Origin of the sequence: Pseudomonas sp. A-R-19, from assembly GCF_019956575.1 — a bacterium.
Classification (GTDB): Bacteria; Pseudomonadota; Gammaproteobacteria; order Pseudomonadales; family Pseudomonadaceae; genus Aquipseudomonas.
Map to the genome: position 1 here is coordinate 1 of NZ_JAHBDR010000119.1, position 11889 is coordinate 11889.

Genomic DNA, 11889 nt, shown 5'->3' on the forward strand with positions numbered 1-11889 from the left:
CGCGAAAGCGCAGTGTCAGTCACCATCAATGTTGACTGACAGCGCCTCTTCGCGAGCAAGCCCGCTCCCACAGTGTTTTATGGCGCATTGAAGATCCCTGTAGGCGCTGGCTTGCCAGCGATAGCGCCCTCAAGTCATGCACCAACATTGAAAACGCCTTCGCCAGCAAGCCGGCTCCTACAGTGCTATGTGGCGCCCCGACCTTTGCGTGCGCCGAAGATCCCTGTAGGAGCTGGCTTGCCAGCGATAGCGGCCTCGAGACATGCATCGGCATTGAAAACGCCTTCGCCGGCAAGCCGGCTCCTACAGATTGTGCGTTGCCGTTTGTTCGAAGTTGTAACAGTCATCCGCGCAGCAAACCGGATTATGAAAATAAAACCAATAAAAACAAATAGATAAGAAATTTTTCAGACTGTTACACGCTGATTTTGTACCGATTGCCGCCTTACTGAACACTCGTTTAGTATGGCCTCAAGTCGCATCACCTCAGACCAATCACAATAATTCGAGGATTCCCATGACCACTCAATCGTCGCTGCTCAGCCAGGTCGAAGCAGGCGTTGCCTGGATCACCCTCAATCGCACTGCCCAGCGCAATGCGCTGGACATACCGACGCTGAAAAACCTGCACGCTTTGCTCGATGCTTTCAACGCCGACCCAGCGGTGCGCGTAGTGGTGCTCACCGGCAGCGGCCGCAGTTTCTGCGCCGGTGCCGACCTCGATGAATGGGCCGATGCCGAAGCCCGCGGCGCCTTGGAAACCTACGGCTGGACCGAAACCGCCCACGCCTTGATGACCCGCCTGCACAGCCTGGAAAAACCGACCATCGCCGCCATCAACGGCACCGCCGTCGGCGCCGGGATGGACCTGACCCTGTGCTGCGACCTGCGCATCGCCGGGCAATCGGCGCGCTTCAAGGCCGGCTACACCAGCATGGCCTACTCGCCGGACGCCGGCGCCAGTTGGCACCTGCCGCGCCTGATCGGCAGCGAACAGGCCAAGCGCCTGCTGTTCCTCGACGAATTGTGGGGCGCCGACCGTGCCCTGGCCGCCGGGCTGGTTGGCGAAGTGTGCGCCGACGAGCAACTGCTGACCGTCACCAGCGAATTGGCCGCACGCCTGGCCGCCGGCCCGACCTTCGCCTTCGCCCAGACTAAAAAACTCATGCGCGAAGGCGCCGAACGCAGCCTGGCGGAACAGCTGCAGGCCGAACTCGCCGCTGGCCTGCTCTGCGGTCGTAGCGAAGACGGCAACGAAGCCCTGCGCGCTGCCATGGAAAAACGCCCGGCGAACTTCGTCGGCCGCTGACACGACCTGTAGGCACTGGCTTGCCAGCGATCGCCTTCAGCCTCGCACACCATTCTTTGTGAACGAACAACAGGTAGCACCATGAATTTCCAACTGACCCAAGAACAAGAAATGTTGGTGGACTCGGTACGCAGCTTCGTCGAGAAGGAACTGCTGCCCTATGAAGAGCAAGTCGACCGCGCCGACGAGGTCTCCCCGGAACTGGCAGCGCAGATTCGCGGCAAGGCGATCGCCGCCGGCTTCTACGCTTTCAACATGCCCGAAGAAGTCGGCGGTGGCGGCCTGGACTACCTGTCCCAGGCGCTGATCGAACGTGAGCTGTCCAAGGTGTCCTGGGCGCTGCACGTGTTTGTCGCACGGCCGTCGAAAATCCTCATGGCCTGCACCGGCGACCAGATCAACGACTACCTGTTGCCGTGCATCCAGGGCGAGAAAATCGACTGCTTCGCCCTGACCGAGCCGGGCGCCGGCTCCGATGCCAATGCGATCAAGACACGCGCCGTGCGCGAAGGCGATGACTTCATTCTCAACGGCAGCAAGCATTTCATCAGCCACGCCGGCCATGCCGACTTCGCCATCGTCTTCGCCGTGACCGACACCTACGAACACAACGGCAAAAAGCGTAACGCCGTGACGTCGTTCCTGGTCGACCGCAACACCCCGGGCATGACCATTCGCCGTGGGCCGAAGTGCGTGAGCAACCGTGGTTATCACACCTTCGAAATGTTCTTCGACGACTGCCGCGTACCGGCCAGCAAAGTGCTGGGCGAAGTCGGCAAGGGCTGGGACGTGGCCAACGCCTGGCTGACCGCCGGGCGGGTGATGGTCGCGGCCAACTGCGTCGGTCAGGCCCAGCGTGCACTGGACGTGTCGCTGCAATGGGCGGCGGACCGCAAGCAATTCGGCCAGCCCATCGGCACTTACCAGGGCGTGTCGTTCAAATTGGCCGACATGGCCACGCAAATCCGTGCCGCCGAACTGCTGACCCTGCACACTGCCTGGAAAATGGACCAGGGCACCATGACCGATGGCGAGGCCGGCATGGCCAAGCTGTTCGCCAGTGAAGTGCTCGGCCGCACCGCCGATGAAGCGGTGCAGATCTTCGGCGGCATGGGCCTGATGGACGAAGGTCCGGTGGAGCGCATCTGGCGTAACGCGCGGATCGAGCGGATCTGGGAAGGCACTTCGGAAATCCAGCGCCACATCATTTCCCGCGAGCTGCTGCGGCCGCTGCTGCGCTGATCGGTCCGGAGAATTCCCATGTCCCAATCCATTCGTGACAACCTCAAACGCATGCTCGCGCCGCAACACGTGGCGTTCGTCGGCGGCCGCAGCATGGCGCGCGCGCTCAAGCGCTGTGCCGAGGGCGGCTACCAGGGGCAGATGTGGCTGGTCAATCCGCAGCACGACAGCCTCGAAGGCGTGCCGTGCGTGCGCAGCGTGGCCGAGCTGCCTTGCGGCCCGGACGCGGTATTCATCGCCACCAACCGCGAACTGACCCTGACCTGCGTGGCCGAACTGGCCGCCATCGGCGCGGGCGGGGCGATCTGCTACGCCTCCGGTTTCGCCGAGACCGGCGCCGAGGGCCAGGCCCTGCAACAGCAACTGCTCAAGGCCGCTGGCGACATGGCCTTGCTCGGCCCCAACTGCTACGGCTTGCTCGACTACCTGCACAGCTCCGCGCTGTGGCCGGTGGCCCATGGCGGCAAAGCGGTGGAGAAGGGCGTGGCGGTGCTGACCCAGAGCGGCAACTTCGCCTACAACCTGTCCATGAGCGACCGCTCGCTGCCGGTGGCCTACATGGCCTCGGTGGGCAATCAGGCGCAACTGGGCGTGGCTGAATTGATGGACGTGTTGCTCGACGAGCCGCGCGTCACGGCGATCGGCCTGCACCTCGAAGGCCTGAAGAACGTGCCGGGTTTTGCCCGTGCCGCGCACAAGGCGCTGGAGATGGGCATCCCGATCATCGCCCTGAAAACCGGTGTGTCGCAGATCGGCGCCGAACTGGCCTTGAGTCATACCAGTTCGCTGTCCGGTTCCGATGCACTGTACGACGCGCTGTTCGATCGCCTCGGGGTGATCCGCGTCAGCGGCCCGGTGAGTTTTGTCGAAACCCTCAAGGCCGCCGCCTGCGGCAACCTGCCGGCGGGCAACAGCCTGATCGCGCTGGCCTGTTCCGGTGGCGATGCCGGGTTGATTGCCGACTACGCCGAACGCAACGACCTGAGCCTGCCGAAACTCGATCAAGGACAGGTCGGCGAACTCGCGCAAGTGCTGCCGAGCTACGCCAACCTGGTCAATCCACTGGATTTCACCACGGCAATATGGGGCGACGGTGAAGCCTTGAACCGCATGCTCGACAGCGCCCTGCGCACCGAAGCCGATGCAGCGATGCTGGTGCTCGACTACCCGGCGGAGTTCACCGGCGAGCGCAAGGAGTGCGACCTGCTGCTGGAACTGTACTGCGCGGCGCTGCAACGTCACGGCAAGAGCGGCTTTGTCACCTCGGCTTTCCCCGAGTTGCTACCGGCCCATGCCCGTGAGCGTCTGCACGCCCAAGGCGTAGCGGCGTTGCAGGGTGTTGAAGACGGACTGGCCGCCTGGGGCCGCATCGCCGGTTATCAGCGCAATCGCCAGGCGTTGTTGGCTCTGGGTGAGTCGGCGTTGGTGCCGCTGTGCCCGCACGCGCTGGAAGGCGAAGGGCGTTTGCTCAATGAATGGGATTCCAAACAGGCGTTGAAAGCCTTTGGCTTGCCGATTCCGAACGGTGTTTTGAGTACCCCGGATCAAGCTTTGAAAGACGCCGAATTACTGGGCTATCCACTGGTCTTGAAAGCCGTCAGCGCTCAGTTGCCGCACAAGACCGAGGCCGGTGCCGTGGCGCTGAACCTCAAGGACGGCACGGCATTGAGCGCTGCACTGGAGAAGATGTGCGCCAGCATTGCCGCTTACGCCCCGGGCGTACCCTTCGACCAGCTATTGCTGGAGCCGATGGCCAAGCCGCCACTGACTGAACTGATTGTCGGGATCAAGCGCGAAAACGATTTCGGCCTCGCCCTGGTGATCGGTGCCGGCGGCATTCTGGTGGAACTGCTCAAGGACAGTCGCAGCCTGCTGCTGCCGACCACCGACGGCGCCATCCGCAATGCCGTGCTCAACCTGCGCAGCGCCCCGTTGCTGCAAGGTTTCCGTGGTCGCGAGTGCGCCGATCTCGACGCCTTGGTGACGGCGATCCGCGCCGTGGCCGATTACGCCTGCGAAAACGCCGCGCAACTGCTCGAACTTGATGTGAACCCATTGTTGGTCGGTGCCCACGGCACGACTGCGGTCGATGCGTTGATTCGCCTCGACCACGCGTGAGGACATGAATATGCAAAGCAAAACCTTGACCGGCGGCCAGGCCCTGGTGCGCCTGTTGGCCAACTACGGCGTCGATACCGTGTTCGGCATCCCCGGCGTACACACCCTGGAGCTGTATCGCGGCTTGCCCGGCAGCGGCATCCGCCACGTGCTGACCCGTCATGAGCAGGGCGCCAGCTTCATGGCCGACGGCTATGCCCGGGTCAGCGGCAAACCCGGCGTGTGCTTCGTCATCACCGGCCCCGGCGTGACCAACGCCGCCACTGGCATCGGCCAGGCCTACGCCGACTCGATTCCGATGCTGGTGATTTCCAGCGTCAACCACAGCGCCAGCCTGGGCAAGGGTTGGGGCAGCCTGCACGAGTGTCAGGACCAGCGGGCGATGACCGCGCCGATTACTGCGTTCTCGGCCGTGGCACTGACCGCTGAAGACCTGCCGGAACTGATCGCCCGGGCCTACGCGGTGTTCGACAGCGAGCGGCCGCGCCCGGTGCACATCTCGGTGCCGCTGGATGTATTGGCGGCGCCCATTGCCCGCGACTGGAGCAATGAGGTGGTGCGTCGTCCGGGCCGTGGTCCGGCATCCGCCACTGCGCTGGACCAGGCCGTGGCCAGGCTCAATGCTGCCAAGCGTCCGATGATCATTGCCGGTGGCGGTGCGCTGAATGCTGCTGCGCAGCTGCAAGCCATCAGCACCCAGCTCGCAGCGCCGCTGTTCACCAGTGTTGCCGGCAAGGGCTTGCTGCCGCCGGATGCACCGCTCAACGCCGGTTCCTCCCTGTGTGTGGAACCGGGCTGGAACCTGATCGCCGAGGCCGACGTGGTGCTGGCGGTCGGCACCGAAATGGCCGACACCGACTTCTGGCGCGAGCGTTTGCCGCTCAATGCCGAGTTGCTGCGCGTCGACATCGACCCGCGCAAGTTCAACGACTTCTACCCATGCGCAGTGGCCCTGCATGGCGACGCCCAACAAACCCTCAGCGGTTTGCTTGAGCGCCTGCCGAGCGACGTGCGCGATGCCAGCGCAGCGGTGGCCGCGGTCGCCGCCCTGCGTGAAGCGGTCAAAGGCAGCCATGGCCCGTTGCAGTCCATCCATCAAGCGATTCTCGACCGTATCGCCGCGGAATTGCCGGACAACGCCTTCATCAGCACCGACATGACCCAGCTTGCGTATACGGGTAACTACGCCTTCGACAGCGCCGCCACCCGCAGCTGGTTGCACCCGACTGGCTACGGCACCTTGGGTTACGGCCTGCCAGCCGGGATCGGCGCCAAATTCGGCGCGCCGCAACGGCCTGGCCTGGTGCTGGTCGGCGACGGCGGTTTCCTCTACACCGCCCAGGAACTGGCCACGGCTGTTGAAGAACTGGACAGCCCGCTGGTGGTGCTGCTGTGGAACAACGACGCGCTGGGGCAGATTCGCGACGACATGCTCGGGCTGGATATCGAGCCCATCGGCGTATTGCCACGCAACCCGGATTTCGCCGCCCTCGCGCGTGCGTTCGGCTGCACCGTGACTCAGCCGCAAAGCCTGGCCGAGTTGCAGACCGACCTGCGCCACGGCTTCAAGCGCAACGGCGTGACCCTGATCGAACTCAAGCATGCCTGTGCGCATTGATCTGCATTTAAAGGGGATGAAGCCATGCGCTTTTCCGATCTGACTCAACGAATCGCCGGCGACGGCGCCGCCGCGTGGGACATTCACTACCGCGCCCTGGCACTGCGCGAGCAGGGCGAAGACATATTGCTGTTGTCCGTGGGCGACCCGGATTTCGACACGCCACAGCCTATCGTGCAAGGCGCCATCGACAGTTTGCGGAGCGGCAACACCCATTACGCCGAGGTGCGCGGCAAGCGTGCCCTGCGTGAAGCCATCGCCAAGCGGCATCAACAGCGCAGCGGCCAATCGGTTTCGGCCGATCAGGTCACGGTGCTGGCCGGGGCGCAATGTGCGCTGTTCAGTGTGGCCCAATGCGTGCTCAATCCCGGTGACGAAGTGATCGTCGCCGAACCGATGTACGTCACCTACGAAGCGGTGTTCGGTGCCTGCGGCGCCGTGGTGGTGCCGGTGCCGGTGCGTTCGGAAAACGGTTTTCGCGTGCTGCCCGAAGATGTCGCCGCGCGCATCACCCCACGCACCCGGGCACTGGCGCTGAACAGCCCGCACAACCCGTCCGGCGCCAGTCTGCCGCGCAGCACCTGGGCCGCGTTGGCCGAGTTGTGCATCGCCCACGACCTGTGGCTGATTTCCGACGAGGTCTACAGCGAACTGCTGTTCGAAGGCGAACACGTCAGCCCGGCGAGCCTGCCGGGCATGGCCGAGCGCACCGCGACCCTCAACAGCCTGTCGAAATCCCATGCCATGACCGGTTGGCGCGTCGGCTGGGTGGTGGCGCCGCCGTCCCTGGCCGCGCACCTGGAAAACCTCGCGTTGTGCATGCTCTACGGCTCACCGGATTTCATTCAGGACGCAGCGGTTATCGCACTGGAAAGCAACCTGCCGGAACTCGTAGCCATGCGCGAAGCCTATCGCCAGCGTCGTGACCTGGTGTGCGACAGCCTGGCCGATTGCCCCGGCGTGCGGGCGTTGAAGCCTGACGGCGGGATGTTCGTGATGCTCGATATCCGCCAGACCGGGCTCAGCGCCCAGGCGTTCGCCGACCGTTTGCTGGATCGTCACGGCGTGTCGGTATTGGCGGGCGAGGCCTTTGGTCCGAGCGCGGCGGGGCATATACGCCTCGGTCTGGTGGTCGGCGCCGAACCCCTGCGCGATGCCTGCCAGCGCATTGCCCGTTGTGCTCAAGAACTGATGGAGGTCCAGGTTCATGCTTAACCACAAGGCGTTGTTTATTGATGGGCGCTGGCAGAAACCTTCGGGGCAGGGTATCGCCGAGGTGATCAACCCGGCCTCCGAGGAGGTGTGCGGCAGTGTTCCGCTGGGTGATGAGCTTGACGTTGAAAACGCCGTGGCGGCTGCACGCCGGGCCTTTGACTCATGGTCGCGCACACCCTCCAGCGTGCGTGCCGGTTACATCCGTGCACTGGCAGAACAACTGCGCAAGCGTGCCGATGAGATGGCCGCCGTCATCACCTCGGAACTGGGCATGCCGGTGCAATGGTGTCGCTCGGTGCAAGTAGACGGGCCGATCGCTGGCCTTGAGCAGTACGTCGAACTGGCTCATCTCATGGACGAGGTGCGTGAAGTCGGCAATTCGCTGGTGATCCGCGAGGCCGTGGGTGTCTGCGCATTCATCAATCCGTGGAATTACCCGTTGCACCAGCTGATCGGCAAACTCGCCCCGGCCCTGGCCGCCGGTTGCACGGTGGTGGTCAAGCCGAGCCAGGAAACCCCGCTGCACGCCTTCCTGCTGGCGCAAATGATCGAGGACATCGGCCTGCCGGCCGGGGTGTTCAACCTGGTCAGCGGGCCGGGCTCGAAAGTCGGCGAAGCACTGGCCAAGCATCCGGACGTGGACATGGTGTCGTTCACCGGTTCCACCGGCGCCGGCGTTCGCGTGGCGCAAGCAGCAGCACCTTCGGTCAAGCGCGTGTGCCTGGAGCTGGGTGGCAAGTCGCCGTTGCTGATCGCCGAGGATGCCGATCTGGCAGCGGCGGTGCGCTACGGCGTGCAGGACGTGATGATCAACTCCGGGCAGACCTGCACCGCGTTGACCCGCATGCTGCTGCCGGCCAGCCGTTACGCCGAGGCCGTCGAACTGGCGCTGACGGAAACCCTGAGCCTGCGCATGGGCGATCCCCTCGACCCGCAAAGCTTCCTCGGCCCGATGTGTTCGGCCGGGCAAAAACGCACCGTGCTCGACTACATCAAGGTCGGCCAACAGGAAGGCGCACGGCTGCTGTGCGGCGGTGATACGCCGTCGGCTTTCGAACGCGGCTTCTATGTCAGCCCGACGCTGTTCGCCGATGTCGACAACCGCATGCGCATCGCCCAGGAAGAAATCTTCGGCCCGGTGCTGTGCCTGATCCCTTACACCGACGAAGCACAGGCGATCCAGATCGCCAACGACTCACCGTTCGGCCTGTCCAGCGGCGTGTGGGCCGGCAGTGCCGAGCGCGCCTTGCACCTGGGGCGGCAGCTGCGCGCCGGCCAGTGCTTCCTCAACGGTGCGGCATTCAATTATCAAGCGCCGTTCGGTGGCTACAAACAGTCGGGTAACGGTCGCGAATGGGGTGAGGAGGGACTCAACGAGTTCGTCGAAGTGAAGGCGATCCAGGTGTGACAGTTGGCGATTCAGACGTTGTATGCACCGGGCCCTGGCCCGGTGTCTTGCGTGGTTTTGAACCGGTAATTCATTAGCTTTTTGATCAGGGGCAATGCAATGAGCGATAACAAAAACAAGATTACTCAAGCGAACCATGAATTCAGCTTCCCGCGTAGGGACTTCCTCAAGTACAGCGCTGCAGCCGCTGCCGTGGCCGGGGCGTTCTCCATGGGCCTGCCGTTTGGCGCCTTCGCTGCAGACGCCACGCCAAAACCGGGCGGTGTCCTGCGTCTGGGCCTGGCGGGGGGCAGCACCACTGACTCGAAAGATCCGGGTTCCTGGGCCGACACCTTCACCTTCGTCGGCTTCTCGGCGGTCTATAACACCCTGACCGAAATTGCCGTCGACGGCACGGCCATCCCCGAACTGGCCGAAAGCTGGAGTTCGACCCCGGACGCGCGTATCTGGACCTTCAAGATCCGTCAGGGCGTGACCTTCCACAACGGCAAGACCCTGACCGCTGACGACGTGGTTGCTTCGATCCAGCATCACCTCGGCGAGAAATCCACCTCGGCGGCCAAGACCGTGCTGGGCGACGTGGCCAAGGTCAGCGCCAACGGCAGCGACAGCGTGGTGTTCGAACTGCACTCGGGCAACGCCGATTTCTCCTATGTGGTTGCCGATTACCACCTGGCGATCATGCCGAGCAAGGATGGCGCGGCGGACTGGCAGGCTGGCGCCGGCACCGGTGGCTATCGCCTCAAGGACTTCGAACCGGGCGTGCGCATGACCCTGGAACGCAGCCCGGATTACTGGAAACCGGGGCGGGCGCACTTCGCCAGCGCCGAGTTGATCGCCATCTCCGACGGCGCGGCACGGGTCAATGCGCTGGTCACCGGGCAGGTGGACGTGATCAACAAGGTCGACCTGAAAACCGTGGCGCTGCTCAAGCGCAACCCGAACCTGGTCATCGAAGAAACCAAAGGCGCCCAGCACTACACCTTCCCGATGCTCACTGACAGCCAGGTGTTCCTGAACAACGACGTGCGGCTGGCGATGAAGCATGCGATCAACCGCGAAACCCTGCTGGCCTCGGTGCTGCACGGCTATGGCCTGGTGGGTAACGACCACCCGATCCAGCCCGGCAGCCGCTTCATCAATACGGCACTGGAACAACGCACCTACGATCCGGACAAGTCGCGCTTCTACCTGAAAAAGGCCGGCCTGGATTCGCTCAAGGTACGCCTGCAAGCCTCCGACGCCGCCTACACCGGCGCCGTGGACGCCTCGGTGCTGTTCAAGGAGCAGGCGCGTGCCGCGGGGATTGACATCGACGTGGTGCGCGAGCCGGCCGATGGGTTCTTCTCCAACGTGTGGATGAAGCAACCGTTCACCACCTCGTTCTGGTACAGCAGCCTGACTGCCGACCGCATGTTCAGTATCGGCTACGCCAAGGGCGCGGCCTGGAACGAAACCCATTGGGACAACCCGCGTTTCAACCAGCTGCTCAACGCCGCCCGGGGCGAGATGAACGACCCGCTGCGCCGCGAGATGTACAACGAAATGCAGGCGCTGTGCCGCGACGAGGGCGGGGCGATCGTGCCGCTGTTCGCCAGTTCCGTGGCGGCGCGCTCGAACAAGGTTGTTCACGGCGGGCAGACCGCGCCTTACGGTGAGCTGGATGGGCTGCGGGTGATCGAGCGTTGGTGGCAGGCGTGATGAAATCGTCGATGCAATGAAGAGCCCCTGTAGGAGCGAGCCTGCTCGCGATGGAGGCTAACGATGACGCGGGATACCTGGTTCACCTCGGTGCTCTCTGGTTTTTCGCGAGCAGGCTCGCTCCTACAGTCGTTGTTTTCTGAAGCGTGCCCAATCCAAGGAACTGCACGATGAGAAGTATTTTCAAACTGTTGGGGCAGCGCCTGGCCCTGGGCCTGCTGTCCCTGTTCGCCGTTTCAGTGATCATCTTCCTCGCCGTCGGCATGCTCCCGGGCGATATCGCCCAGGCCATGCTCGGCCAGTCGGCCACCCCGGAAACCGTGGCGGCCTACCGCGCGCAACTGGGCCTGGACCTGCCGCCGCTGACCCGTTTCGGCCACTGGATCTGGCAGTTGCTGCACGGTGATCTCGGTGTGTCGCTGGCCAACCAGCGGCCCATTGCCGATCTGGTCAGCTCGCGCCTGGGCAACACCTTCAGCCTCGCATTGCTGGCGGCGCTGGTGTCGGTGCCCCTGGCGTTGCTGCTGGGCATGCTCGCAGCCTTGTACCGCAACAGCTGGTTCGACCGGTTGCTCAACACCTCGGCCCTGAGCGCGGTGTCGTTCCCCGAGTTCTTCGTCGCCTACATCCTGATCCTGGTGTTCGCGGTGAAGCTCAACTGGTTCCCGAGCATTTCCAACCTGGCGCCGGACGCTTCCTTGGGCACGATACTGGAACGCTCGGTACTGCCGGTGGCGACCCTGAGCCTGGTGGTGATCGCGCAGATGATGCGCATGACTCGCGCATCCCTGATCAACCTGCTGGCCAGCCCCTACATCGAAATGGCCCGGCTCAAGGGCATCAGCCAGTCGCGGATCATCTTTCGCCACGCCTTGCCCAACGCCCTGGCGCCGATCGTCAACGTGGTGGCGCTGAACCTGGCGTACCTGGTGGTCGGCGTGGTGGTGGTCGAAGTGGTGTTCGTCTATCCGGGCCTCGGCCAGTTGCTGGTGGACTCGGTGGCCAAGCGCGATATCCCGGTGGTGCAGGCCTGCAGCCTGATCTTCGCCGCGACCTACATCCTGCTCAACACCAGTGCCGATGTGCTGTCGATTGCCAGCAACCCACGCCTGATGCATCCGAAGGGGTAGACCATGAGCCTGTTGAAACAAGTGTGGCGGGCGCCCCTGAGCGCCAAGTTCGGTTTGTTGATGATCGTGCTGTACGTGCTGGTGGCGGTGTTCGCCCCGGTCCTGGCGCCGTTCGGCGAAACCCAGGTGGTGGGCGGGGGCTTTGAAC

At 63.9% G+C, this 11889-nt stretch carries 8 protein-coding genes and 1 pseudogene; all 9 read left to right on the forward strand.

Annotated elements, in window-relative coordinates; genetic code table 11:
• Positions 1–517: 517 nt before the first annotated feature.
• Positions 518–1309: an enoyl-CoA hydratase/isomerase family protein gene (locus tag KGA88_RS30315; protein ID WP_223596425.1), complete on the forward strand. Its 792-nt coding sequence runs from the start codon at positions 518–520 to the stop codon at positions 1307–1309.
• A gap of 81 nt (positions 1310–1390) precedes the next feature.
• On the forward strand, positions 1391–2551 hold the full coding sequence (locus tag KGA88_RS30320) for an acyl-CoA dehydrogenase family protein (protein ID WP_007981552.1): 1161 nt from the start codon (positions 1391–1393) through the stop codon (positions 2549–2551).
• Positions 2552–2569: 18 nt separating this feature from the next.
• Positions 2570–4669, forward strand: coding sequence for an acetate--CoA ligase family protein (locus KGA88_RS30325; protein WP_223596427.1), 2100 nt, complete (start codon positions 2570–2572; stop codon positions 4667–4669).
• 10 nt (positions 4670–4679) lie between these two features.
• A complete protein-coding gene (locus KGA88_RS30330) occupies positions 4680–6287 on the forward strand; it encodes a 5-guanidino-2-oxopentanoate decarboxylase (protein ID WP_223596438.1) in 1608 nt (535 codons plus the stop codon).
• 24 nt (positions 6288–6311) lie between these two features.
• Entirely contained in the window at positions 6312–7502 is a 1191-nt protein-coding gene (locus tag KGA88_RS30335; protein ID WP_223596441.1) for a pyridoxal phosphate-dependent aminotransferase, read from the forward strand.
• Positions 7495–8910: an aldehyde dehydrogenase family protein gene (locus tag KGA88_RS30340; RefSeq protein ID WP_223596443.1), complete on the forward strand. Its 1416-nt coding sequence runs from the start codon at positions 7495–7497 to the stop codon at positions 8908–8910. Before KGA88_RS30335 ends, KGA88_RS30340 begins: the two co-directional genes overlap by 8 nt.
• 99 nt (positions 8911–9009) lie before the next feature.
• Positions 9010–10611: an ABC transporter substrate-binding protein gene (locus tag KGA88_RS30345; protein ID WP_223596445.1), complete on the forward strand. Its 1602-nt coding sequence runs from the start codon at positions 9010–9012 to the stop codon at positions 10609–10611.
• A 170-nt stretch (positions 10612–10781) separates the two neighbouring features.
• The gene (locus KGA88_RS30350; protein WP_110661184.1) at positions 10782–11741 is read left to right on the forward strand and encodes an ABC transporter permease; all 960 of its coding nucleotides are present in this window, start codon (positions 10782–10784) and stop codon (positions 11739–11741) included.
• Positions 11742–11744: 3 nt separating this feature from the next.
• Positions 11745–11889: pseudogene (locus KGA88_RS30355) on the forward strand (ABC transporter permease); the annotation flags it as partial.

Excerpts from the sequence above, each read along its gene's own strand:
- KGA88_RS30335 (WP_223596441.1), top strand. The coding sequence starts at position 6,312 with ATGCGCTTTTCCGATCTGACTCAACGAATCGCCGGCGACGGCGCCGCC.
- KGA88_RS30340 (WP_223596443.1), top strand. The coding sequence starts at position 7,495 with ATGCTTAACCACAAGGCGTTGTTTATTGATGGGCGCTGGCAGAAACCT.
- KGA88_RS30325 (WP_223596427.1), top strand. The coding sequence starts at position 2,570 with ATGTCCCAATCCATTCGTGACAACCTCAAACGCATGCTCGCGCCGCAA.
- KGA88_RS30320 (WP_007981552.1), top strand. The coding sequence starts at position 1,391 with ATGAATTTCCAACTGACCCAAGAACAAGAAATGTTGGTGGACTCGGTA.
- KGA88_RS30345 (WP_223596445.1), top strand. The coding sequence starts at position 9,010 with ATGAGCGATAACAAAAACAAGATTACTCAAGCGAACCATGAATTCAGC.
- KGA88_RS30330 (WP_223596438.1), top strand. The coding sequence starts at position 4,680 with ATGCAAAGCAAAACCTTGACCGGCGGCCAGGCCCTGGTGCGCCTGTTG.
- KGA88_RS30315 (WP_223596425.1), top strand. The coding sequence starts at position 518 with ATGACCACTCAATCGTCGCTGCTCAGCCAGGTCGAAGCAGGCGTTGCC.
- KGA88_RS30350 (WP_110661184.1), top strand. The coding sequence starts at position 10,782 with ATGAGAAGTATTTTCAAACTGTTGGGGCAGCGCCTGGCCCTGGGCCTG.